Here is a 23,885-nt window from a genome sequence, read left to right as displayed (position 1 = left end):
GAGGAAAAGCGTCCTAGCACGTAAGATATAGTCGATGCGTCTTCCTTGGTATTGTTGCCTTGAGGTCTACCGATACCGATTCGTAGGCGGGGAAAGTTTTGCGTTCCTAAGTGAGCGATCGCACTTTTCATCCCATTGTGTCCGCCAGCCGAACCGGATAAGCGCAGACGAATTTTTCCCAAGGGGAGATCCATATCGTCGTAAATTGCCAGTACCGATTCTGGTGGTAGCTTGTACCAATCTGTGACGGCGCGAATTGCCTGACCGGAGTTATTCATATATGTTAGGGGTTTGAGTAAGCGGATTTTACCTGCATTACTCCTACCTTCACCAAATATGCCCTGAAATTTGCGATTGTCTGCCAGTGGAATTTGCCAAGCACGAGCGATCGCATCAACAGCAGCAAAACCGATATTGTGACGGGTTTGGTCGTATTTAGGCTCTGGGTTTCCCAGACCAACAATGAGTTGCGGCACAATAAGAACTTGATTGGAAGTTGAATTAGAGGCGATCGCTTCTGTCATTACACCTATCGATCTAGCTTTTATTTGTCTAGCTTTGCTGCGTTGAAGAAGTTGTCGTATTGGTAGAAACGGTTTCTTCTGTTGCTGCTGGCGGAATTTGCTTTGGTTCTAGTTCGGCAGTTGTCTGCATTGCCTGTTCTATCTGTTCCGCTTCGCGCTTAAACTCTGACTGGAACTCGTTAGAAGCATCTTGGAAACTGCGAATAGCCTTCCCCAAGCTCCGACCGATCTCTGGCAGCTTTTTGGGTCCAAAGATCAGCAGTGCAACTACAAAAATCAAAGCCATTTCTGGCAGTCCAATACCGAAGACATTCATAAACAACCCTCCTGCAATGTCTGTTCCCCCAGTCTTAGTATAGGCTGCGAACAGTCAATAGTGAGCAGTGAGGCGAGAGGCGAGAGGTGAGAGGCAAGAGGCAAGAGGCAAGAGGTGAGAGGTAAGGGTAAATTTTGACTTTTAACTTTTGACTTTTGACTTGATCCCCTATTTCTCAAAAAAAAACCCAGATCGATTCTGGGTGGAATGCAAGTTATAAGTATTGTTAATATTTCTCAGCTTTCTAAAGGTTAACCACCTAAACCAGTCCAATTGGGGGCAATGTCAGGTCTTTCAATCAGCAATGATTGGTTATAGATTTGCAGGATGATCAAGAGAAAGACGAAAAATAATAGTATGAAAATTGCCATTACGGGAGTAGTCCCCCAACCAGGGGCAACCTTACCATACTCTGAATTCAAGGGTCTGAGGATTTCTCCCAACCAAGTCCGTTGTGCCATGACTCACCTATGATGAATTGCGAAAGCATTTTTTAACGTTCTGTAATATTGTATAGGAAGAGTACTCATAATCTATCGCCATGATGGAACCCGCAACAGTTCTTAGCATTTCCTTAGCTGCCGTATTGATTGCCATTACTGGCTGGACAGTGTATACCTCCTTCGGTCCTCCAGCAAAAGAGTTAAGAGATCCGTTTGAAGAACACGAAGATTAAAGATAGTTATACTTTTGTATTGTTGGTGGGCAACAGGCAAGCTCCATCATTAACAGGGAGCAGGGAGCAGGGAGCAGTGACCAGTTATCAGTGACTAGTGACCAGTTTTTGTTTAACCGTTAACTTTCTTCACGGAGTGTAGCACTAGCGTTGACCGACAACTGACAACTGATAACTGATAACTGATAACTGATAACTGATTTACGTTTCATCTAGCCTTGAGCTTTAAGGTAACGATCTTCCACGGTAAAATACTTTTGGCTGTTCGGTCGGCTGGATTAGTAGCTATAGGTCTTTCTAAAAGATCGAGATTGTCGGCTACGCTTAAATTTAAGGTGTTCTGTAGGTCTAATTGAGCTGTATCGCCGTGGCATTCATAACACCGCAAAATTAACTCTTGCGGGTTGTCTTCTGAAGGTTTGAACGCCATCAAAATTAAGTTATCGGCTGATATTGTTAAAAAGCTTGTAGTAGCTGGGATCTTTCCTGATGTAGCAGGCGCAGCAGGCAATCGTAAAACTTGCAACGGTATATTCAGTTCGTAACCACGCCTAACTGTCTGTGCTTGTTGCCACGTACCAGCGTGAGGATAAAGTGCGTAGGTAAATTCATGTAAGCCCGCGTCTGCTTCGGGATCGGGCCATACAGGACTACGCAGTAATGTTAAACGAAGTCGATCCGGTTGGCAATCGTAGCCATATTTACAATCATTTAGCAAGCTGACACCACGATCGCTCGTACTTATGTCAGCCCAACGTAAAGCTGGTACTTCCCATTTTGCTTTTTCTGCTGGAGTTTGGGGTTGCGTCGGTCTAGCGATCGCACCGCAGGGAATTTCATAATTAGCATAGTCTGCTGATACATTCAGGGGAAAAGCAGCTTTTACCATTACATGACGTTCTTGCCAGTCAACGCTAGTTTTAATTGTGAGGACGGGAGAACCTATTTCTAAAATGTAATCTTGGCTAAAAATTGACTGACCGATTTTTCGAGCTACACTGACGCAACTTTGGAGGAAATCGCGATCGCCATGTTGGTTAATACTTATGAGTTCAGCAGATGGTAAGGGGTGTTGAGCATAATTAGGATCGATGTTCCATGCATCCCAATACTGTCCGCTATCTTGGAAAGCTTGCAGTTGATTGCCTGCACCACTGAGGACTTCCCAGCAATTAATTTTGTCAAAAACGCTAGATAAATCTCCCGTATGAGAATCTACAGTAACGCGCAAATACTCATTTTCAATAACATATTCGGTAGAATTTGCTACCTGAGAACTCAATGCAATGAAATTTGTGCGAGGAGATAACCAATAAAGGCGATAACCAACGGCAGGAATATCTTTGGCAAGAAAAGAAACGATCGCAGTAGATGTTTGTCGATTGCCCGTAAATTCAGCAACGCTAATGTAAGATTGAACGCTTTCTCCCGTTGAATTAAAGATTTGCCAGTTAGTATCTTGTAAATTTGGAACTGTAAGTTCAACAACTTGCGATCGCACCCAATTGAGCGAGTTAAAAACAACAATTGGCTGTGCTTCAGGATGAGGAGGTGGAGGAAAATTAATTCGAGAGGCGATCGCTTGCAAAGATTGGTTTAAAATAGCTGTTGCTGTTTGCTCTGCTTCTTGCCAGCCTTGGTTAGCATCAACATAAACTTCAGGAATAGCAGAACCAGGCAAAATATCGTGGAATTGATTAAATAAGACTTTTTTCCAAGCCTCTTCAATTTCTGTTTTGGGATAAGCTGTTTCAGCAGTCAGCATTGCCAAAGTTGCGAACAATTCTGCTTGATATAACAAGTCTTCGCAACGACGATTGAATCGTTTTTGATCGGCATGAGACGTATAACAGCCGCGATGAAATTCTAAATAAAGTTCATTTTGCCAAATCGGGAAATTTAGAGACGTTGCATGCAACGTCTCTACATGCCGAATTCCCTGCAAATACTTCTCAGAGGTGGTAAACTCCAAATCGGGAAAAAAGGGTGATTGTTGCCAGCGTCGCGCGACTTCGAGCATATCGCGTGTGGGACCACCACCATGATCGCCGACACCAGGCAGCCAGAGAACTTGCGGTAATTGAGTTTTAGCTTCCCAGTCGCAAGCATAGGCTGCCATTTTGACCGGATCGATGCCTTCACCGATGGGCGCAGACATGAGGCTAAGTATATCCGTACCGTCAGGCGATCGCCACCAAAAGACTTCATCGGGAAATTGAGTGGTGTCATTCCAGCGTAATTTCTGGGTGACGAAATATTCCATTCCTCCTAAACTCAGAAATTGCGGCAGAGTCGCGCAGAAGCCGAAACTATCTGGCAACCAAGCGACAGAGGAAATTTGACCAAATTTTGCTTGCACGTATCTTTGTCCGTACAATAGCTGCCTGACAATTGATTCTCCGCTGACGGTATTGAGTTCTGGCTCTACCCATAAACCGCCGATAATTTCCCAACGTCCGGCTTTGACTTGTTGCTGAATTGCGGTAAATAAATCGGGACGGTGTTGTTCGATCCAGGCGTAAAGAGCGGGAGTAGAATGACAAAAAGTGAGTTCGGGAAAAGCTTGTTGCAGATTGAGAACGGAAGTAAACGTGCGCTGAGCTGCTTCCCAGGTTTCACTGACAGCCCACAACCAAGCTAAATCTAAGTGGGCGTGTCCGAGGAGAAAGATTTTAGATTTTGGGTTGCACCTTTGGTGCGCTTCCAGCGCAACTTGGATCTTGGATTGGAGATTTTGGCGTAAAGCATGGAGCGATCGCCCAAATTTGTCTTTATCTGGTAAACTCGACCAATCGATCTGAGCGACAGCAGTAGCAAGCGTGGATAATTGTTCTGGCTCAAAGGTTTCTAAATGTTTCTGGATAATAGCTAATTCATCTGCCACAAAACCTGGCTCTGGATCTGCTGGATCGTTTGATTCGTAAAGACACAGCGATCGCACTAAAGCTCCATCGTCGTGATTTGGACTGACTAGTCGTAAACTTACATGAAATTCTTCCCCAGGACTCACGCCAGAACTGAGGATTATTCTCGTCGAGCAATCGAATAAATCTCCCTCTTGTACCAATTCGTCGTTGACATAAATCTGCGCCAATTCTGCCCACCAAGTCAAAGCCAGTCGCAGCGATAAGCCAGCCAGAGGATAGCCCTGTAATTGTGCTGGAACTACTAACTTTTGCTGCAACCACAAAACTTTTTTCCCTTTTTCCCAAGCAATATGTCCTCTGGTGTTGAGAGAGCAATTAACACCGACTCCCGACTCCCGACTCCCGACTCCCGATTCTGGCTCCAACCACCCCAACCAATTCATCTGGAGATCGACTTGAGTACAGTGGCGTAACTGGGCGATCGCTGGTGAAATTACCTCTAGATGGGAGTGTGCTGCAAAAGATGTCATATGTCTAGCCCAGTTATGAGGACACTACCAGTTATGAGGACACTAAATTATAAAAGCACTAAATTGTAAAAGTACTAAATTGTAAAGATATGAATTGTAAAGATAGAGGCACGGTTGATCAGTGGTAAGAGTCGATCTATTTTAAGATTTCAGTTGGCAACAAACGTTATAAAAGGATCGGTTTCTCGATAAGATCGGTGCATATCTGCCGACATGAATGTTAGCCGCCTCAACGATAAAATACTCATTCATGTTTTAGATCGTTCGTTTCCTAATTTATAATTCCTCGTCCGCACTTAGTCTATGACTCCTGCTTCCTCCGCTCGCTATCAAAGTAGACTGTTTCGATTCGTTCACAAGCAGTCGCGCCGCTTTACCCAGCAGTGCGATCGCGCTTGGCGCAATCTCCAATCTACTGCCAGTTGGGTTGCATCTGTGGGAATGTACCCCATATTTCTACTGTTGCAGTCCAAGCGATCGACGGCAAATCAAGTACATCAAGCAGTTGAAGCAACCGTGCGTCAGTTACCAGCTGATGACGCGGTTATGCAAGAGGAATTGCCAACGGTTGATACTCCGATTCGGCAAGTCTTGCTGTATGTTAAGGGAGCAGGGAGCAGGGAGGAGCAGGGAGCAGGGGGAAGAAGAGAGCTGGGGGAGTTGGGGAGGCTGGGGAAGCAGGGGGAGCAAGAACCCAACAGCCAACTTACGACTTACGACTTACGACTTACGACTTACCAACTACCAACTACCGATCGCCAATTACCAATTAATAGTCACTCCATAAGAGGTATTGCCTCACAGTTGGATAGCCGAAATTTGGTATTAGTGACAGCACAAAATCAAATTCTGGATGTTATCGATCCTCAGCAGCAAGAGGCGTTACAAGACCAAATCATAACTGCCATAGCCAAGTACTGGCAATACCGTAGGAGAATCCAGAGTCAATTCCCAGTCCCGACTTCCGATTCCCAACTCCTGACTCCCCCGTGGCTGACTTCTCTAGACCATACTGTGGCTGAGGTAGAATCTCATCATCTCGTCCGAGTTAAGTCAGCTGCGATCGCCTTCTATCAAAGCATTTTCTCTCAAAGTACCGATCTTGCAGGTTCAGAGCGTCCTACAGCAAACGTGCGAACTGAGGCAAGCAGTAAAACTCACACGACAGGAATTCTATCTCTGATTTGGGCGGCGATCGATTACTTTTTTGGGACGGACGATCGCGCCACAACACTTCCCCTAACACCTGGTACGACTCACAAGCGAGTTTCCCCGCTTGCAGGTAGATCGATCCCCGTAAATCCTAAATTTGCCGCTCGTCGCCCAACTCCTAGACTTTCTGCTAGTAACGATTCAGCCAATGGAGATCTAGAAGATCCCTGGCTGACGGCTAGCGATCTCTTCGGCTCGGTTACGCAAGAGACGACAGGCGATCGCGCCGTACCTACTTTTGCTCTCCCCGCTCATCCCAGTGTTGACTATACTTTCCCTCAAGAGCGTGGAAGGTTGCGTCAATTTCTGTCCAAAATTAGAGCGCCTAAAGGTATAGCTAAGCAACAAACTACGGCGAACGCTCCCCCCAACCCCCCTTACAAAGGGGGGCAGCAGTCTACTCCTGAAATCTCAAGGTTGCAAAATCGTGCTAGCAAGAGCATATCACCTCTCTTAAGAAGAGGAGTTGAGGGGATCGAACCCAGAGTAAAAAGCGCTGAAATTCGTAGAACTAGCAAAGGCAAACAATCGCTACATAAAGCCGAGCCGAGCAATATTTCTACATCAGAGACTCAAAATTCATCCGTGCAATCAACACCAGACTGGATTGAAACCCCTGCAACCTTAATGGGTTATGTTAAACATCCACTAGAGCAAATCTTGGCATGGCTCGATCGCGGCATGTTGTGGTTTGAAGAAGTTTTTCTGAAATTTTGGCAGTGGATACACAAGCTGTGGCGTAAGTTCTAAAAACTCAGCTTGAAGAATTTAGCTTTCAAAAACAGCTTGAAAAATTGGGAAATTCAACGAGGCGATCGCCTCTATTTTTCCGATTCATCTTTTTCAAAAAACGTCCGCAACCGCTCTCGCCAACTGCGATCTTGCACCTTATGCGATCGCCCTTTGTATTCCCAATTTTCTATACCTGTAACATTTCTGGCATCTGAGGATTTCCGCGAGAAGATCTCTAGCTGTACCAACCACCAATGATAAAACTGGGGATATTTGACGTTTTCGGTAGAGCAGTCTAGCAATTCCATTGCCCGTGCTTGAGGTGAGAAAGTCGTATTGCCACTGTCGTCTGTTTCTTCCAGTAGCAGCATTGCCCGCTCTCTAATTTTATGTTGAATGGTTTCGACCGATAGCCTCATGCACTCTGGGCAAATGTCACCTTGGATGAATCCTTCGTCATTGTGTAGGAGCGTGCGGACTCTACCTGATTCAAACATGCGATCGCAGACAGTACAACATAGGTGATGGGGGCATGAACTTAACTTTCGCTCCAGTCGAATCCTCATTGTAATTTTTTACTCCATCAGTGTAGTTGAGTCTGAGAGTGCAAAGACAAAATTAACCGTTCGCTCCCCTGTAATTAGTCAAATTTTGAGTTAAATATTGTAAATTTCAACATTAGAAAAACTTTTATCTATAAAGGTCGTACTATTCTAAGTAGTTACACTCAGCTAAGCCATATTGTTGTCAAATCGTTTGTTTTACCTTACACCCTCACCTGTAGAAGATCCAACTTAACTCTACTGTGAAAGTAAAAGCAGACGGTGACGGAATAGTAAGTTACAAAACATGATGTAGCTCTGCCAGATTAACTTACTTCATCATAATTTTTAATGCACCTTAAGGACGAATTCTTGCCGCAAATCGAGGCGTAGCATTTATTATCAGTACTGTATGGGAAAGTCGTAGGAAAATATATCTCGCAACGTAAAGGCGATCGACTATTCAGCTATTTCTAGATCTTGTGTCTTTCCCTGCTCCCTTGCTACTTTTTGTTGTTGGCTGCCAGTTCTATTTTCTATATTGGCGCTGAAACCCCACTGAAATGTAACGATCTAATAATTATTTGTTCATTTAGCTTCACAACTATAAGCATGACTGCTCGAAGGTATATATTTGCTTTTGCTTTATTCAAATATAAGAACGAGGAGTCAGAGTGAGGAGAACGTTACAGTCAATTGCAGCGCTGTTGCCGCTGTTTTTGGCGTTAGAATTTTTTGGCACGACTAGTACTGCTGTAGCATCAGGTTTTGCAATTCTCGAACAAAGCGTGCGCGGTTTAGGCAGTGCTTTTTCTAATAGTGCGGCGGCGGATGATGCCAGTACGATCTTTTTCAACCCTGCTGGATTAACTCGTCTGTCAAATAATTCGGCGATCGCGGCAGGATACTATATATCTCCTACAGCTCTGTTTCAAGATCGAGGCTCGGTTGTTGTCACTGGCGCACCTTTAACAGGCGGAAATGGCGGAGATGGCGGCGTGGATATTTTTGTTCCTAACTTCTACGCTGTCTGGAATGCCAGCGATCGCGTCAAGCTAGGTTTGGGAGTGAATTCGCCTTTTGGTCTGAAGACGAGGTACGATCGCGACTGGGTTGGGCGCTACTACGCGATTAATTCAGAACTCGTCACAATTAATATTAATCCTACTGTTGCGGCAAAACTGACAGACAACCTTTCTTTAGGTGCTGGCATCAACTTACAATATGCCGAAGCCAAACTGTCAAATGCGATCGATTTTGGTTTAATCGGTGCTACGAGATTGCGTACCTCGCCTCAAGCAACTGATGGATCTGTCGAATTAGAAGGCGATGATTGGAGTTGGGGTTATAACTTGGGGTTACTCTACGAACCCAATCGGAAAACGCGCCTCGGCTTGGCTTATCGTTCGGCGATTACCCACGATTTAGCAGGGGAGGCTGATTTTAACGTTCCTGCTGCGGTGTCAGCTTTAACTGCGACTGGACGATTTCAAGATGGTAGTATCGACGCTGAATTGCACCTACCCGATACTCTATCTCTCAATGCCTATCATCAAATTAGTTCTCGCGTTGCACTTACAGGTGACGTAACTTGGACGAATTGGAGTCGGTTTGAAGAGTTGCGCATCACATTTGACAACCCAGTCGAACCGGATAACGTGCAACCAGAAAATTGGCACGATACAGTTCGCTATTCTTTAGGAATTAACTATACATTGAGTCCAGCCTGGGGATTACGTGCTGGTGTTGCTTACGATCCGAGTCCGGTAGATAGTACGTACAGATCGCCGAGAATTCCAGATAATAATCGAACGTGGTTAGCGATCGGTGCTAGTTTCAAGGCTTCTGATGCTATTAGTTTTGATATAGGTTACGCGCACTTATTTGTTGATGACAGTGAGATCGATTTATCTAGCAGTACTAGCGGTAACTTGAGAGGACAAATTGAAAGTGATGTTGATGTTGTGGGATTGCAGCTAACGTGGCAGTTCTAATACTATGGTGATAATAATTGCCTTAAGATTACGGCTTTTTGGCTAAAATTATGTAGTCATCTAGTACATAGTTCAAATTGTGTTTAATTCCTAGATATTTTTGAGCTAAATTTAGCATGTGCTTTTGAGCAGGTAAGTTTTCTGTAGCAAATTTAGCAAATTCAGATTTAATGGGGGTTCTTTTTCCTGTTGAAGTTGCATAATTGTACCACTCTAAACTCAGCTCTAAATCTTCTAAGAATCGAGCGATGGTCTTAAGTTCTTGAGGAATATCTTCTATTTGTGGCAAATCGTAAAAATTAAATAGTTTTCTACCCTGAACTATCAATAATACATAGCCGCCTGGTTTTAAGCAAGTTGAAAAAATGTTTTTAAAGACTCGATAGGATTGCAGCCTTTGTGCTGGATCGGAAAAGAAACAATGAGAAATTACGATAAAATCAAAGAAATCTTGAGGCAACCGTTGAGTATTTTCAATGTCTGAAAAAATGTCTGTTGTATCAAATCTAAAGTAAGAATTAGTTACAATTGGCAAAATCTCCATATACCTGCGCCAAAATTGCAAGCCTCGATGCTGAAACGAAGCTTGTTTTTCTAGAGAATGATAACAAATATGAGTTTGAGGTATCTGTAGCAAACTATCAAAAGATTGCAATAGCATAGATAAACCATAAGCCATTGTAGCTGGACCAGCAGCAATATCAAGAATATTAATTTTAGTTGGCAATAAGCCTGACTTGTAAACTAAAAACCAAGCTAAATACGCACCGTAGACATTATTTAAAAAATATTTAATAAAGTAAACATGCGGAGTTAAATCTAAATTATAATTAGGGTCTTTCCCATTTTTTAAAGTATCAATATCATTGTACGCTGCTTTAATCGCTTTTTTTAGCTGAAGCTGAACTGTCGATTTCTTTTCAAGTTCTTGTTTTAAATATTCGACTAATGTGAATTCAAATTCATCAAACAAATGCCGATCGATACCAGTACACTGTAACTTATATTCATCATGCTGAATTAATTTGAATTGGTCTGAAATTGAACCGATTAACTGAAAGTCGGGTTGCAGTCGATAACTTTGAGTTTCATGAAAACGATATTTGTTTTCTGTATCTTTTAATCTTTGAAAAGCTTGCTGCAACTGCTGTTGTAATGTTAATACTTCTTGTCTAGATTCACGGTTAGCTTGTTCTAAGCATAATTGATCTCGGAAAATTTTTTCTAACCAAGTTAGCCGCGTACCTGAATTTTGCTTATTTCTTAATAATCGTTCTGCTAAATGAATATTACCTTGTTTCAGAGCATTGCTAAATTGGTAATTTCGCCACCAGCGATCGATAAAATCAATCATATCCAAATCCTGCTTGTCCTTCTTTGATTTCGATGTCAGGAAGCATAGCAATTAATTTATCCCTGAATACTAAATAATTTAGTTTTTCGTTGTCATACCACCAAGAGTATTTTTTCGTAATCTCCAGCGCCTCTGGACGAGTTGATGCCACAAGGGTACGATTATGACTAGCGTGAAATTCCTGAATTACGACGCGATCGACAACTTGAAGTTTGTTAATTAAACTAAACATATCGGCTTCTAGAGTTGGTAATAAAGGTGTCATTGTTACAGAAAATCTGGTGTCGTAGTCTGCATTGCAAGGCAAACTATGTTTTAAAATACCGATAGCTCTCAAACGAGCAAAAATACTAGGCGATCGCGGTTCAAAATCTCTTCTAACTCGTTCGCTACCTGTAGGTACGCTTATATTAATCCGCAAGCGATGGAATTGTCGCAATAAATCGATATCTCTCGTAATCATCGGACTGCGAGTTTGAATAACTAACGTAGGTTGATATTTCACCATCACCTCTAACAAACTACGAGTTAGTTTTTCCTTCCCCTCAATTGGCTGATAGGGATCGGTAACGCTACTCATGTAAATACTGGGAGAACGAGTAGAATTTTTCTCGTACCATTTCTGTAACTCTTTCTCTAAAACTTCTGCCGCATTTTGTTTAATAATTACCCAATTACCCCAGTCTTGACGCATTGGCGGATTAGGACTAAAAGCAACAGCATAACAATAGCTACAACCATACTGACACCCGCGATATGGATTCAGAGTAAAGTCATAAGCTGAAATAAATCCACTTGCTTTATTCAGAACAGATTGAGTATTTTTTGTATATACGTTGGCGTTACCAAATTTCTCTTTAACTAAAATTGTTGGCGTACCTTTACAATACCCCTCATAAGCTTGAGTTTTAGCCATAATAGGTAAGTCAAAAGTTAAAAATCAAAAGTCAAAACTTAAAGTTTATAATTGAATTACTATAGCGGTTCTAAATCAATTGTGCAATTGCCATTTATCTGTTTGTGACACGAAGAATTGCGTTCCCACAAATGACTAATGACAATCCTCATGAGGAGTTCGCAACTCAAATAGAAGTGCTATATAAGAAAACTATCGCTCAGCTTTGGGAATGTAAAAATTAGGTTCTCTAGAAATCTCTATCCCTAAACAATTACTAACTTCTTGCGCCAACCATTCCATTTCGGGTTCGGTTAGAATCGAATCACCCCACAACTCATACCTATTTTTACCAATCCAAATATGCATGTATCGGCGGTTACCGTGATATCCATAAATTAACTTTAATGCCGTCACATCGTGTCTACTTGCATTTAAAATTTGCCGATATCTCCAACCCAAAATTTCATGGGTAAGAGTAACTTGTTGCTCGTCAATCTTTAGTTTTGTTCGCTTGAATAGATACTTAATGATTCCCGATGCCAAAATATAGTTACCGTACCACAAGCCACTAAGAATGAGTAAAACTACAGGATGTTTGAGATTGTAAAACGGATAAAAAGCTATACCTGTAGCAGGAACGAGTATGAGATTATAAAAAGCAGTAAAAGCGGTAGTAAATCCTACCCCAAAGTTCCATCCTTTTGCCGGAAGGAGAATTTCTAACCCATCTGCTTTTCTAGTTAGCTTAACTTTACTATCACTAGGTTGTTGGGTCGTTGAAAGAACTATATCTACAGGCTGAGGTTGAATCAATTCTTGTAATGCATTCTCAGCAGAAGTAAAACGACGTTCTAAACTTGGTTCTATCATCCGCCGCAACCACCGAGTGAATTCAGGACTGAGATTTGCTAATAACTCAAATTGAATTCGTCCATCTTTTTGCGGTAAATCTGCCGGATGCGTCCCCGTTACTAGATAAACTAAAGTTGTACCCAAACTGTAAAGATCGGAAGCAGGAACGGTGCGATCGCCAAATTGTTCGGGTGGCATATAGCCATAAGTTCCTACTATTGTCATCGTTCCGCCTTCTTTTGCCGCTAAAGTTTGCACGGAACCGAAATCAACTAAATAGACTTGTCCGATACTGTTACCAGAGCGATCGCCCAGTAAAATATTACTTGGTTTAATATCGCGGTGAATGACTGGTGGTTGTCTGCCATGCAAATAAGTCAAAATTTCTAGTACTGCTTTCGCTAGCTGTTGAATTTCTACTTCATCAAAGCTACGTCCAGATTTAAGATAGTCTTCTAAAGATTTTCCAGAAATATAAGTTTGTACTAAAGCAAAACCTTTGTTACCGTTATTGAAATCGAGTTCGTAATAATCTAAATAACGAGGAATTGCAGGATGAGAAATTGCTTGTAATATTTTGGCTTCTCGTTCAAATAACTTCAGTGCATCCCACTCAAAATCACTGGCGAAGGACAGGAGTTTGACTACAACTAACTCCTCAGTTTTTCTATCACGCGCCAATAACGTGCGTCTGCCTGCTTTTTTTGCTAATTGTTGTATAATCTCATATCGCTGTTCTAGAGTATTGCTAGTCAGCGGTGTCTCCCAATTGCGCTCGGACATAAGATTAAGTCGTAAGTCGTAAGTCGTAAGTTAGCAGTGATGGTAGTTGACGGTTGATGGTTGACAGTGAAGAAAGGGTGTAGGGTGTGGGGTGTGGGGTGTGGGAAAATTTTGAATGCGTGAATTTTGAGTTGCTCCCTCAACTCCCCCAGCTCTTTTTTGTCTCCTGTCTCCTATCTTCTTTTTAGTGATTAACATAACTTAATATAAAGATAGAATAGGTTTGATTTTGACTTTATATCTATGCTAAGTAGGTTAGCGAGCGATCGCAAATCGCGTGTTGTCGTCATTGGTGCTGGAATTGGTGGTTTGACGGCGGCGGCGCTACTTGCCCGTCGCGGCTACCAGGTTTTAGTCTTAGACCAGGCGATCGTCCCTGGAGGGTGTGCCTCGACTTTTCAACGCAAAGGATTTACCTTCGATGTTGGCGCGACTCAGGTAGCTGGTTTAGAACCAGGCGGAATTCACCACCGCATCTTTACCGAACTAGAAATCGATCTACCAAAAGCAACGCCTTGCGATCCTGCGTGTGCGGTATATTTACCAGGAGAGACTCAACCGATTAACGTTTGGCGCGATCGCGCCAAATGGAAAGCCGAAAGAGAAAGACAGTTTCCTGGTAGCGATCGCTTTTGGCAATTAATAGACAATCTATTTCAAGCGAGTTGGGCATTTCAAGCCCGCGATCCGGTTTTACCACCCCGCAACATCTGGGATTTGTGGCAACTGACGCAAGCCGTTCGTCTAGGGACTTTAACTACCTTACCCTATACCTTTTTGACCGTGGGCGATGCTTTACGGGGACACGGTTTGGAAGACGATTGGCGGCTGCGGACATTTTTAGATTTGCAATTAAAACTTTACTCCCAAGTAGATGCAGAAGAAACAGCTTTACTTTACGCAGCTACAGCATTAAGCGTTTCCCAATCACCGCAAGGATTGTCTCACCTCCACGGTAGTATGCAGGTATTAAGCGATCGCTTGGTAGAAGCTTTAGAAAAATATGGTGGCAAGCTGCTGATGCGCCATAGTGTAGAGAAAATTTTAGTTGAAAACGGCAAAGTTAAAGGTGTTTTGGTGCGCAACCAAAAAACTAAAGAAGTAGGGACAGAACTCGCTGACGAGATCGTGGCTAACGTTACGGTACAAAACTTAGTTCAGTTGTTGGGTAGAAATGCCCCCCAAGGTTACAAGCAACGTGTCGATAAATTACCCGAAGCATCAGGGGCTTTTGTCGTGTATCTAGGTGTAGATGAAACAGCGATTCCGCCAGGATGTCCGCCACACTTGCAATTCATGTACGATCGTAATGGAGCAATCGGGGAAAATAATTCTTTATTTGTCTCCGTCAGTCGAGCGGGAGACGGACGCGCCCCAGAGGGAAAAGGTACGATTATTGCTTCATCTTTTGTCGATCCGAAACCTTGGTGGCGCAGTGAAGATTATGAGGCAATGAAGGAAAAATCTACTCGGGAAGCGATCGCCCGTTTGGGACAATTCTTTCACCTCACGCCAGAAACGATATTACACCAGGAAGCAGCGACACCACGCACGTTTGCCCGTTATACAGCACGCGATCGCGGTATAGTAGGCGGGATCGGTCAGAGAGTCCCGACATTTGGACCCTTTGGTTTTGCCAACCGCACGCCTGTCAAAAATTTGTGGTTAGTCGGCGACTCTACCCATCCAGGAGAAGGCACAGCAGGCGTAAGTTATTCAGCTTTAACGGTGGTGCGGCAAATTGAGGCAATGCAGTAGCGAGTATGGGGCGAATTACATTCGCCTAGATGTAAGAAAAATTTGATACCGAGGCGCGATCGTTCCGTTCTTGACAGCAGTTAACATATGAAAGCGAGAAGCCCTTCAGCCTGCTGCAAATAATTGAGCATGACTAGCCAAAACAACTCAGATAATAACAATAAGGCATCATCTCCAAATCCAGAGATTGTGACTCAATCTCGATCGTCTTTGGATCTAGATGATTTCCAAGACAACGATATATCGAATGAGAACTTGGCAACTCAGCAAGCACTCGCAGCGATTGCCGCAATTCATGCCCAACAACAATCGACTTCTGCATCAAATCTAATCGTCAAACGCACGAGTTGGCGCACGGCACATCCCAGGGCTTCTTTACTCACCTTAGTCGCGATCGCGCTGATTTGTGTCGGACTGTACTTAAATAACTTTTTATGGCTTGGCTGGATAGGGACGCTGCTAGCGTTGTTACTTTCGCTGGGGGTACTTTTACCTTGGACGATAAAAGCAGTATCAGACATATTTTCCCCCCTAGAGCGATCGCTATTTGTGGCTGGAGTTGGTTTATCGATCGCCTTAATCGGCTTATTTCGATTTGGAAATATTGGTCGTGCGATTATCGATTGGGCGACAAAATTAAATTGGGATGCGATCGGGGCATTAGGTGAAGTTTTTGGCGCGTTAGGACAAATTTTAATCGCAATTATTGCCGTTTATGTAGCTTGGCGACAATATGTAATTTCCAAAGACTTGACAATTCAACAAAACCTGCTGACAGTACAGCAAAACTTAATTACCCAGCAGCAAACCATCGATTCTTACTTTCAGGGAATCTCCGATTTGGTCTTAGATGATGAGGGAATGTTAGAAGATTGGCCCCAAGAACGGGCGATCGCTGAAGGGCGTACGGCTGCTATTTTTAGTAGCGTCGATGCTAGCGGTAAAGCAAAAATCCTCCGCTTTTTATCCCAATCTAAGTTACTTACCCCTTTACAGCGCGATTTCCGCTTGGGACGGGCTATTCTCAATGGTGAAGGTGGATACTCTGAAGATCGTCATTACGGCATCCGAGTCATTGACTTAGGCGTGATGCTAGCTAGAGCCGATCTTTCTAATACCGATTTGCGCTGGACAGATCTCTCAGAAGCTAACTTAATTGGGGCAAATCTCAGCAATTGCGACTTAGTCAAAGCCAATCTTTCCCGCACAATTTTGTATGAAGCCCAATTAGTTGATGCCGATTTTAAAGGTACGCGCTTATTTTATGGCGATGCCCAAACCGCTACACCCCGCAGTCGCAATATTGCTCCCAACCACGAAACAGGAGAACAGACGGGGGCAGTCATTGAGAATGCCGATTTTACCGATGCCCAGCGCATGTCTGAATCCTTACGTTATTACTGCTGCGCTTGGGGAGGAGAAAAAACCAGAGCCACCATTCCTGGTGGCTGTGAAGGGATTCCAAATAAATTGGGACGATAGCAGAACGCAGTAAGGGCGCACAGCTGTGCGCCCCTACAAATTTGTCATTAACTAAAATGTTTAATAATCGCGTCGGCAAATTCAGAACATTTCAGTGGTTGAGCTGGAGGTTCCATCAATCGCGCTAAATCGTAGGTGACTTCACGATTGGCGATCGCATCTCCAATTCCTTTCTTGATTAATTCTGCTGCTTCTTGCCAACCCATATATTCCAACATCATTACGCCTGAAAGAATTACCGAGCCAGGATTGATTCTGTCGAGTCCGGCGTGTTTTGGTGCAGTGCCGTGAGTCGCTTCAAAAATAGCGCACTCGTCGCCAATATTCGCTCCTGGACCCATCCCTAAGCCGCCGACAACCGCTGCTGCTGCGTCGGATAGATAGTCTCCATTCAAATTCATAGTAGCCAGAATGGAGTATTCATCGGGTCGGGTTTGGATTTGTTGGAAAATACTATCGGCAATGCGATCGTTGACCATAATTTTATGTTTCCATTGACCGTTACCGTGCGTTTCCCAAATTTGGCTCAACACCGCTTCGACTTCCTGGCAAATTTGGGCTTTTTTATCGGCAGTCAAAGCATTGTAGCCAGGTTCGATCTGTCGGGCGTTGTCTTCTGTACTGAGGTCTGGGTTGTGTTCTTTGTTGCCAAGAATCCAAGATTCGCGTTCGGTGATGCACTCGTTGCGAAACTCAGATGTTGCCAATTCGTAACCCCAATCGCGAAAAGCGCCTTCGGTGTATTTCATAATGTTGCCCTTATGTACCAAAGTCACCATTTGTTTATTTGGGGGCAACCGCAGGGCGTGTTTAATCGCGCGTCTGACTAAGCGTTGAGAACCAGTCTTGCTGATGGGCTTGATGCCAATTCCTGCATCGAGGGGAATTTGTTTTTTACCGTGTTCGGGGGTAGCAGGGATGAGATCTTCATTCAAGATTTTAATCAGGCGATCGCCAATTTCGCTTCCCTGCCGCCACTCAATGCCCAAATAAATATCTTCCGTATTTTCGCGATAAATAATCACATCCAGCTTTTCTGGATTTTTGTGCGGGGAAGGCGTTCCAGGATAGTAACGACAGGGGCGAACGCAGGCATACAAATCGTTGATTTGGCGTAGTGCTACGTTGAGCGATCGAATACCACCACCAATCGGTGTCGTGAGCGGACCCTTAATTGCCACGCCAAATTCTTTGATTGCCTGGAGTGTATCTTCAGGCAAATATTGGTATGTGCCGTATACTTCGCAAGCTTCATCTCCAGCGTAGACTTTAAACCAGTCGATCTGTCTTTTGCCCTGATAGGCAGTTTGTACGGCAGCATCCATCACCTTTTGGGCGGCGGGCCAAATATCTACCCCCGTACCATCTCCGCGAATGAAGGGGATAATTGGATTATCGGGAACGATTGGTTCGCCATTACTGAAGGTAATTCGAGAACCAGTAGTAGGAGGAGTGATCTTCTCGTACATGGATTGCTACACCAGGAGTCTAGAAACTTTTATTTTGCCATCTGACGATGCTGTTATGGAACGCTAGCAGATTTTGACTCAAGGAAATGTAATCAGCGAGCAGGGAGTAGGGAGCGCACGAGCAGAGGGGCAGAGGGGCAACTACCAACTACCAACTACCAACTACCAACTACCATCATTGCTAACTTACAACTTACGACTTCAGTTGACTTCTCCGTAATATAGTTAAAATTAGCGATCGGTGCTGAACTTTGTGCGTTTCTAGTGAGAGCATGACTAACCCAACCACGACATCAGATACTCCCATTGACTTTTCTGCTCTCCGCTTGCAGCTTTCGTCTGGGTCGGAAAAAGTTCAACAGCAACTCATTCAACAGCTAGCAACACTGGGCGAGTCAGGCTTAGAAGTATTGATGGACTTTTTGCTACAATGCCGCGATCGCCTACCGACTTGGATTGATGGCAAAATCTACCAAATCCTCTATCGTTCCGAGTTTTCTCCGGCACAGGAATTTTTGCAAACTCACTTTCCCACTGGAATTGTGACGCTGCGATCGCAATCTAATATCGATTACAGTTCCCTACAACAATTGTTGATTGAGGGAGACTTCCAAGCAGCAGACCGCGTGACGCTACAAAAACTTTGCGAACTGGCTGGTGCAACTGCCGTACAGCGCAAGTGGCTATATTTTACAGAAGTCGAAAGATTTCCTATTCTCGATCTGCAAACTGTCGATACCCTCTGGTCAGTTTATTCCGAAGGAAAATTTGGCTTTTCCGTGCAGCGAGGACTCTGGTTAACTTTAGGCAAAAACTGGGAAAAACTATGGGTAAAAATTGGCTGGAAAAACGGTAACACCTGGACGCGCTACCCTGATGGATTTACCTGGAGCCTTGATGCTCCTGTAGGACACCTACCCTTGTCAAATCAGCTACGCGGCAATCGTGCGATCGCAGCACTATTTTCCCATCCAGCCTGGGGAAAAAGGGAGCAGGGAGCAGTTATCAGTGACCAGTGACCAGTGACCAGTTAACAATCCACTACACCCCACACTTCCCACACCTCCCACACTCCCCACACCACGCACCACCCAATTACCAACTCCTTAAGAGTTAGCAAAATGTTTCTGTGATGAATTGTTGATCCTGAACAAAAATCGGGAATCTTAAGTCTAGTAGATATCCCTGAAATCAGGGTTAGATACAGCACAACATTGATATTGCAGTTCGATCGCTTTCTTGCAGTGTAAGGTGGATTGGTAAATGGTGGAGCCAGAAAACAAATTAGTGTGTCGAGGGGATGCTGGCGTAGATCCAATGATAGATCGGCGCATGAAAGCTTTGTCAGAACTGGGTTTGTTGGCAGCTCAAACTACGCCAGTTTTTGAGGAAGCAACTCAAACCGCTGCCCACCTGCTAGAAGTACCGATCTGCATTTTGGGCTTTTTAGACCGCAATCGCCACGTATTTAAATCGGCAGTGGGTTTGTCGCGTTTGGGGCTGATGAACCCGCTAGCGCAGGAAAGACAGTTACCAATCCACGAATCTTTTTGCACCCAAGTTGTCGAAACGAGCCAAATCGTTAACGTTGGTGATACCCGCGCTCATCCTGCCTTTACCAACAGCGTCCTAGTCCAGCGTTACGGTATTCTTGCTTACCTGGGAGTTCCATTGATTGACTCCTCCGGTTTATGCTTGGGTGCGATCGCGGTGATGGATTTAGAACCTCGCAATTTCAGCATCCAACAGATGAAATTTCTCGAACTCATGGCTCGTTGGAGTATGAGTGAATTCGAGCGCAATCGCCTGCTCAAAATGCAACAGTTGGAGCCACTAGAGCAGGGGGCGATCGAGATTGCACCGCAAATTCTCAACCCTGCACCAGCAATTTCTTTCTCTCCCTCTACTGCCTTACCAGAAGCCCTTTCCATTGTCCAAGTTAAACTCAAGTTGCTAGAGCAGCTCACCCAAGAACTCAGAACTCCTTTAACATCAATTCTAGGAATGGCAAATGTCGTAGGACGAGAAATTTACGGTCCTCTGACGACGAAACAGAAAGAATATCTCGAAATTATTCAAAATAGCGGTCGATATCTCCTCTCCCTAGTTAATGAAGTTTCTCAATTGGGAGTTGTAGAGGAATATTCCCTGAGCCTCAATTTAACGACTGTCGATATCGAAATGCTCTGCCAGCAGGTACTCAATACCTTAGATGAGGTTGCCAAACGCAAAGAACAAAAATTACGACTATCGCTGGAGCCTGCTAAAAGTCGAATGTGGGTGCTGGATAAAGACAAGGTGAGACAGCTGATATATCACCTGATATCGAGTATGATTCAAGCTGCTACAAGTGGGAGTGCGATCCGCATTCACATTTCCTATAAAGGCAACTCTATGCTCGATCGCGTGGGTGAAATGATGGGACAAAGCAATCTTTTGAATCTAGCAATTTCAGTTTCTCATCCTTGGTTAGGAGAAGGATTAACCCCCGTCGATCCCTACTTAGGAGAAATTTCTGCTTTTCATGCTGCTCGTACTGGCGATGAAAGGCAGGAGTCAAAAAGCAAGAGGTCAATGCACGAGCATGACAATCGTGGGGAAGACAAGACAGAATTAGTCAATGTCAATAGCTTCAATCGTTCTTGTGAAAGCCTACGCTTGCTGCTCAGCCGTGCTTTAGCAGAACTACACGGTGGTCAAATTGATATTTTAGGGACTCCAGAATCTGGCTATCGTTATGTTGTCAGTCTTCCTGAGCTAACATTGGCGCAAGCTAATACCGAAATTTAACTTTATTCAGTTTGAGGCGATCGCACTTTCATCTGAAGTAAAAATGCGATCGGCTTTAAAACTTATACAGTCGTTAACCTTAGCAATGTTCCTTATTGGCGTTGCCAAACTTTAATATAATCAATGTCAAAATAGCTAGGAAACGGCGTGGAGTCGTCTGGAAGCTTATTCGTCCAAATCGGACCAATTGCTAGAGTCGATAAAATATACATTGGTTGTTGCGGAATATTTTCGCTGTTTGTATAGCGCATTCGCTCTACTCCATCTACGTACCAAATCATCACATTTGGCTCCCATAGCACTGCGTAAACGTGGTAGTTTTCTGAGAAATCAAAGTTGTTACCCCACGATAAAGATGAGTATGTTGGCTTGCCTTTATCATTTATATAGTGCAAGACCATCAGCACGCTTTTCATATCTGAACCAACAAACTCCGCGATGTTCACTTCTGGAGGCCAGTTTCTATTCTCTGCGGCAAGCCACATGGTAGGCCAAAAACCCCTACCTTTAGGTACTTTGGCTCGTATTTCTACAAAGCCGTACTGAAATGCATACCTTTGATGGGAAGAAATCATACCAGATGTGTACTGAAATGTTGCATTGTAAGCATTCCAAATGCGTTTTTGAGTACGTATACGCAAAATTCCATTTTGTACCAACACTTCCTCTGGTAAAAACCATTGGATTTCTTGCGCTCCATGATTAGCGCACCCCGCTCCCAAATGCCACCAATAGCAAGTATCCCATTTGAGCAGATCGAGAGATGTACCGTTGAATTCATCCTCGAATACTACCTGCCAGTTATCTGCCCGCACGACAGATGGGCTGAATAATGTGGTTGCGATAATAGCAAAACTAAGCAAAGTTGGTCGAACGCTCTTTCGCAACCAAAAGCTGTGTTTCATATTTGTAGAACATTGGCAAAGTTAATTTCGGTCAATTGACTTCATTTCGTGTTTAACACTTGGTTGTCAATTGCCCTTTAAGAATTTGGTAAGATTTTATATTTACGATTAGTAATTTGGCAATATCCTCGCGCTACTAGCGATACTTTATTTTGCTGTTACGGGTAGATTTTTTCTCCGAAACGCACTGCATTTTTTATAGGTAATAGCTTTAAAACTTAGGAAATATTGGAGCCAGATTGACAAACCTATAACTATACTTTAAACATATCTATTCGAGATGTATTGTTGTTGACTTTTTCAATGATTCATATCTGTCTGTAGATATATCTTTATACTGGCTATAGCCAACCAAAAAATTGTAGAGAAAAACTCCACTGCGTGGACATAAGTAGCCCTCGATCGTTTCTATAAATCAAACAAACTGCTAGGTAAGCGATCGCGCGTGACTGAGAGGACTCAGCATTCACTTAGCAACTTACAAGTACTAATGGATACTACTAGAAATGTATTCAATGACAATCGTAAACTTGTAGAAATAATTGTGACTGACATTGTGTATTAAGCTAAGGCAAATAAAATTCGCGATCGCGGTCAGTCAAGTCAGCCTAACGTTGACTTAAGATAGACCAATCTCTATCCCGCAGCTCATGCTTATGAATTCAGTTTGGCAGCAATTTACTTTGTCTAGCTTGCCGCTGCAAGAATGGCGACGTGCAAGCTACTTACACCGTTCTGTTGTGGGGCTATTTAGTACTTGGCGACAGGGTAGCTGGCTGATGCAATGGTCGGAAGCCCTGGCAGCTCTACTAGTGAGTTTGGTCTTTGCGCTTGCGCCATTTGTCTCCAACGACCTCATTGGCGTGTTACTCTTTGCTTGTGCTAGCTTCTGGGTACTGCTGACCTTGACAGACGAACGGCGTTATGCTCCAGAGCGTGCCAATACTCTGACTCCAATTCATTTGTTGGTATTGCTCTACTGGGGCATCTCTACAGTAGCTACGGCATTATCGCCCGTCAAAGCCGCTGCTTTCATAGGTTGGCAAAAGCTAACGCTATATTTAGTGCTGTTTGCTTTGGCTGCAAGGATTTTGCGATCGCCCCGCATTCGTTCTTGGCTGATTACCCTCTACCTCCATGTAGCGCTGATCGTTAGCATTTACGGTTTGCAGCAGTGGTTTTATGGGGCAAATGCTCTTGCTACTTGGGTAGATACTCAATCTAATCTCACTCGTATTACCCGCGTTTACAGCTATCTCGGTAATCCTAACTTGCTAGCTGGTTATCTACTACCAGCCGTGGTTTTGAGTCTGGTTGCTGTCTTTGCTTGGCAGCGCTGGGTTCCCAAGTTGCTAGCACTAACAATGTTCGTTGTCAATAGTGCCTGTCTCGTTCTCACCTTTAGTCGTGGTGGTTGGATGGGATTACTCGTAGCAATTTTTGCCGTGTTAGTACTATTGGTGTATATGTTGAGCATCCATTTACCCCCATTTTGGCGTACTTGGTCGCTACCATTGCTCATCGGTGGCGTGGCGCTGCTGTTAACAAGTGGGGTGTTGTTTGTCGAACCAATCCGCGATCGCTTTTTGAGTATCTTCGCCGGAAGGGGTGACAGCAGCAACAATTTTCGCATCAACGTGTGGATAGCAGTGATTGAGATGATTAAAGACCGTCCCATTTTAGGGATCGGTCCTGGGAACACTGCCTTTAACAAAATTTATCCGCTTTACCAATTGCCTCGTTACAATGCCCTAAGTGCCTACTCGATCTTGTTGGAAGTAGCCGTAGAAACTGGTTTTGTTGGTTTAGCTTGCTTGTTGTGGTTGCTAGTTGTCACCTTCAACTCAGGGCTGCAACAACTGCGCCGTTTGCGGCAAACTGGCAGTCGAGAAGCATTTTGGTTGATTGGGGCGATCGCGGCTTTATTCGGAACTCTGGTTCACAACATTGCCGATACTGTCTGGTATCGTCCTGAAATCAACACGATTTGGTGGTTTATGGTAGCGATTATTGCTAGTTATTATGCTGCCCCAGTCACGCGATCGGATCTTTTGGCTAATTCCTCTTTCGATCGCGGTTCGGATAGCTAATCTCGGTTAAGGCAAGATCCCCCCTAACCCCCCTTTTGAAGGGGGGAATTCAAAGCCCCCTTTTGAAGGGGGTTGGGGGATCTGCCCGCTAGGAAGATCGTTAAAAATCAA

20 protein-coding genes are annotated in these 23,885 nt (G+C 44.0%); 9 read left to right on the top strand and 11 right to left on the bottom strand.

The genetic code is table 11. The annotated features are described in order from the left end of the window. The 3 genes from pth to psbH form a co-directional block, all read right to left on the bottom strand. Positions 1-524: aminoacyl-tRNA hydrolase (gene pth, locus ACRC32_RS07675; RefSeq protein ID WP_438553405.1), on the bottom strand; the 524-nt coding region annotated here is incomplete at its 3' end. A 28-nt stretch (positions 525-552) separates the two neighbouring features. Next, the gene (locus ACRC32_RS07670; protein WP_039713404.1) at positions 553-840 is read right to left on the bottom strand and encodes a TatA/E family twin arginine-targeting protein translocase; all 288 of its coding nucleotides are present in this window, start codon (positions 838-840) and stop codon (positions 553-555) included. 251 nt (positions 841-1,091) lie between these two features. Continuing rightward, the gene (gene psbH, locus ACRC32_RS07665) at positions 1,092-1,301 is read right to left on the bottom strand and encodes a photosystem II reaction center phosphoprotein PsbH (RefSeq protein ID WP_015157035.1); all 210 of its coding nucleotides are present in this window, start codon (positions 1,299-1,301) and stop codon (positions 1,092-1,094) included. Between the two features lie 83 nt (positions 1,302-1,384). On the opposite strand from psbH, the gene psbN reads away from it, so the two are divergent. Continuing rightward, positions 1,385-1,516 carry a photosystem II reaction center protein PsbN gene (gene psbN, locus ACRC32_RS07660; protein ID WP_041462633.1) on the top strand — a complete coding sequence of 44 codons (132 nt, stop codon included), beginning with the start codon at positions 1,385-1,387 and terminating at the stop codon, positions 1,514-1,516. A 208-nt stretch (positions 1,517-1,724) separates the two neighbouring features. Here the strand turns inward: psbN and ACRC32_RS07655 are convergent, their stop codons facing one another. Beyond that, on the bottom strand, positions 1,725-4,913 hold the full coding sequence (locus tag ACRC32_RS07655) for an alpha-mannosidase (protein WP_438553404.1): 3,189 nt from the start codon (positions 4,911-4,913) through the stop codon (positions 1,725-1,727). A gap of 303 nt (positions 4,914-5,216) precedes the next feature. On the opposite strand from ACRC32_RS07655, the gene ACRC32_RS07650 reads away from it, so the two are divergent. Continuing rightward, positions 5,217-6,875, top strand: a complete 1,659-nt coding sequence (locus ACRC32_RS07650; RefSeq protein ID WP_438553403.1) for a hypothetical protein — start codon at positions 5,217-5,219, stop codon at positions 6,873-6,875. A 71-nt stretch (positions 6,876-6,946) separates the two neighbouring features. Here ACRC32_RS07650 and ACRC32_RS07645 read toward each other — a convergent pair whose 3' ends face one another. Next, complete coding sequence (locus tag ACRC32_RS07645) at positions 6,947-7,423, bottom strand: hypothetical protein (protein WP_438553402.1); 477 nt, start codon at positions 7,421-7,423, stop codon at positions 6,947-6,949. 650 nt (positions 7,424-8,073) lie between these two features. On the opposite strand from ACRC32_RS07645, the gene ACRC32_RS07640 reads away from it, so the two are divergent. Beyond that, the gene (locus ACRC32_RS07640; protein ID WP_438553401.1) at positions 8,074-9,393 is read left to right on the top strand and encodes an OmpP1/FadL family transporter; all 1,320 of its coding nucleotides are present in this window, start codon (positions 8,074-8,076) and stop codon (positions 9,391-9,393) included. 28 nt (positions 9,394-9,421) lie between these two features. Here the strand turns inward: ACRC32_RS07640 and ACRC32_RS07635 are convergent, their stop codons facing one another. The 4 genes from ACRC32_RS07635 to ACRC32_RS07620 all read right to left on the bottom strand — a co-directional run bounded on the left by ACRC32_RS07635 (position 9,422) and on the right by ACRC32_RS07620 (position 13,478). Beyond that, the gene (locus ACRC32_RS07635) at positions 9,422-10,747 is read right to left on the bottom strand and encodes a photosystem II assembly protein (protein WP_438553400.1); all 1,326 of its coding nucleotides are present in this window, start codon (positions 10,745-10,747) and stop codon (positions 9,422-9,424) included. Next, on the bottom strand, positions 10,740-11,663 hold the full coding sequence (locus ACRC32_RS07630) for an SPL family radical SAM protein (protein ID WP_438553399.1): 924 nt from the start codon (positions 11,661-11,663) through the stop codon (positions 10,740-10,742). The genes ACRC32_RS07635 and ACRC32_RS07630 overlap by 8 nt, the downstream gene beginning before the upstream one ends. Before the next feature lie 192 nt (positions 11,664-11,855). Then, a complete protein-coding gene (locus ACRC32_RS07625; protein WP_438553398.1) occupies positions 11,856-13,280 on the bottom strand; it encodes a serine/threonine protein kinase in 1,425 nt (474 codons plus the stop codon). Positions 13,281-13,310: 30 nt separating this feature from the next. After that, entirely contained in the window at positions 13,311-13,478 is a 168-nt protein-coding gene (locus ACRC32_RS07620) for a hypothetical protein (RefSeq protein WP_438553397.1), read from the bottom strand. A 45-nt stretch (positions 13,479-13,523) separates the two neighbouring features. Between ACRC32_RS07620 and crtD the strand changes: the two genes are divergently transcribed. Next, positions 13,524-15,038 carry a C-3',4' desaturase CrtD gene (gene crtD / locus ACRC32_RS07615; RefSeq protein ID WP_438553396.1) on the top strand — a complete coding sequence of 505 codons (1,515 nt, stop codon included), beginning with the start codon at positions 13,524-13,526 and terminating at the stop codon, positions 15,036-15,038. Positions 15,039-15,167: 129 nt separating this feature from the next. Beyond that, positions 15,168-16,520: a pentapeptide repeat-containing protein gene (locus tag ACRC32_RS07610; RefSeq protein WP_438553395.1), complete on the top strand. Its 1,353-nt coding sequence runs from the start codon at positions 15,168-15,170 to the stop codon at positions 16,518-16,520. Between the two features lie 47 nt (positions 16,521-16,567). Here ACRC32_RS07610 and ACRC32_RS07605 read toward each other — a convergent pair whose 3' ends face one another. Further along, positions 16,568-17,989 carry an NADP-dependent isocitrate dehydrogenase gene (locus ACRC32_RS07605; RefSeq protein WP_438553394.1) on the bottom strand — a complete coding sequence of 474 codons (1,422 nt, stop codon included), beginning with the start codon at positions 17,987-17,989 and terminating at the stop codon, positions 16,568-16,570. Between the two features lie 73 nt (positions 17,990-18,062). On the opposite strand from ACRC32_RS07605, the gene ACRC32_RS07600 reads away from it, so the two are divergent. The 3 genes from ACRC32_RS07600 to ACRC32_RS07590 all read left to right on the top strand — a co-directional run bounded on the left by ACRC32_RS07600 (position 18,063) and on the right by ACRC32_RS07590 (position 20,779). Further along, positions 18,063-18,209 (top strand): hypothetical protein, encoded by a 147-nt coding sequence (locus ACRC32_RS07600; protein WP_438553393.1) that lies wholly within the window; start codon positions 18,063-18,065, stop codon positions 18,207-18,209. Between the two features lie 52 nt (positions 18,210-18,261). Then, a complete protein-coding gene (locus tag ACRC32_RS07595) occupies positions 18,262-19,008 on the top strand; it encodes a GUN4 N-terminal ARM-like repeat domain-containing protein (protein ID WP_438553392.1) in 747 nt (248 codons plus the stop codon). A 244-nt stretch (positions 19,009-19,252) separates the two neighbouring features. Beyond that, entirely contained in the window at positions 19,253-20,779 is a 1,527-nt protein-coding gene (locus ACRC32_RS07590; RefSeq protein ID WP_438553391.1) for a GAF domain-containing protein, read from the top strand. Between the two features lie 92 nt (positions 20,780-20,871). Here the strand turns inward: ACRC32_RS07590 and ACRC32_RS07585 are convergent, their stop codons facing one another. After that, positions 20,872-21,684 (bottom strand): glycoside hydrolase family 16 protein, encoded by an 813-nt coding sequence (locus ACRC32_RS07585; protein WP_438553390.1) that lies wholly within the window; start codon positions 21,682-21,684, stop codon positions 20,872-20,874. A gap of 656 nt (positions 21,685-22,340) precedes the next feature. On the opposite strand from ACRC32_RS07585, the gene ACRC32_RS07580 reads away from it, so the two are divergent. Continuing rightward, a complete protein-coding gene (locus ACRC32_RS07580; RefSeq protein WP_438553389.1) occupies positions 22,341-23,774 on the top strand; it encodes an IctB family putative bicarbonate transporter in 1,434 nt (477 codons plus the stop codon). The last annotated feature ends 111 nt before the right edge of the window (positions 23,775-23,885 follow it).

This window comes from Chroococcidiopsis sp. (genome assembly GCF_051657925.1).
Taxonomy (GTDB): Bacteria; Cyanobacteriota; Cyanobacteriia; order Cyanobacteriales; family Chroococcidiopsidaceae; genus Chroococcidiopsis.
This window is presented reverse-complemented; position numbering and strand designations above follow the sequence as displayed.

What these genes read in the sequence shown, in the direction of transcription:
- ACRC32_RS07670 (WP_039713404.1), bottom strand. Translation starts at nt 840, where the DNA reads ATGAATGTCTTCGGTATTGGACTGCCAGAAATGGCTTTGATTTTTGTA.
- psbH (WP_015157035.1), bottom strand. Translation starts at nt 1,301, where the DNA reads ATGGCACAACGGACTTGGTTGGGAGAAATCCTCAGACCCTTGAATTCA.
- psbN (WP_041462633.1), top strand. Translation starts at nt 1,385, where the DNA reads ATGGAACCCGCAACAGTTCTTAGCATTTCCTTAGCTGCCGTATTGATT.
- ACRC32_RS07655 (WP_438553404.1), bottom strand. Translation starts at nt 4,913, where the DNA reads ATGACATCTTTTGCAGCACACTCCCATCTAGAGGTAATTTCACCAGCG.
- ACRC32_RS07650 (WP_438553403.1), top strand. Translation starts at nt 5,217, where the DNA reads ATGACTCCTGCTTCCTCCGCTCGCTATCAAAGTAGACTGTTTCGATTC.
- ACRC32_RS07645 (WP_438553402.1), bottom strand. Translation starts at nt 7,423, where the DNA reads ATGAGGATTCGACTGGAGCGAAAGTTAAGTTCATGCCCCCATCACCTA.
- ACRC32_RS07635 (WP_438553400.1), bottom strand. Translation starts at nt 10,747, where the DNA reads ATGATTGATTTTATCGATCGCTGGTGGCGAAATTACCAATTTAGCAAT.
- ACRC32_RS07630 (WP_438553399.1), bottom strand. Translation starts at nt 11,663, where the DNA reads ATGGCTAAAACTCAAGCTTATGAGGGGTATTGTAAAGGTACGCCAACA.
- ACRC32_RS07625 (WP_438553398.1), bottom strand. Translation starts at nt 13,280, where the DNA reads ATGTCCGAGCGCAATTGGGAGACACCGCTGACTAGCAATACTCTAGAA.
- ACRC32_RS07620 (WP_438553397.1), bottom strand. Translation starts at nt 13,478, where the DNA reads ATGTTAATCACTAAAAAGAAGATAGGAGACAGGAGACAAAAAAGAGCT.
- crtD (WP_438553396.1), top strand. Translation starts at nt 13,524, where the DNA reads ATGCTAAGTAGGTTAGCGAGCGATCGCAAATCGCGTGTTGTCGTCATT.
- ACRC32_RS07610 (WP_438553395.1), top strand. Translation starts at nt 15,168, where the DNA reads ATGACTAGCCAAAACAACTCAGATAATAACAATAAGGCATCATCTCCA.
- ACRC32_RS07605 (WP_438553394.1), bottom strand. Translation starts at nt 17,989, where the DNA reads ATGTACGAGAAGATCACTCCTCCTACTACTGGTTCTCGAATTACCTTC.
- ACRC32_RS07595 (WP_438553392.1), top strand. Translation starts at nt 18,262, where the DNA reads ATGACTAACCCAACCACGACATCAGATACTCCCATTGACTTTTCTGCT.
- ACRC32_RS07590 (WP_438553391.1), top strand. Translation starts at nt 19,253, where the DNA reads ATGGTGGAGCCAGAAAACAAATTAGTGTGTCGAGGGGATGCTGGCGTA.
- ACRC32_RS07585 (WP_438553390.1), bottom strand. Translation starts at nt 21,684, where the DNA reads ATGAAACACAGCTTTTGGTTGCGAAAGAGCGTTCGACCAACTTTGCTT.
- ACRC32_RS07580 (WP_438553389.1), top strand. Translation starts at nt 22,341, where the DNA reads ATGAATTCAGTTTGGCAGCAATTTACTTTGTCTAGCTTGCCGCTGCAA.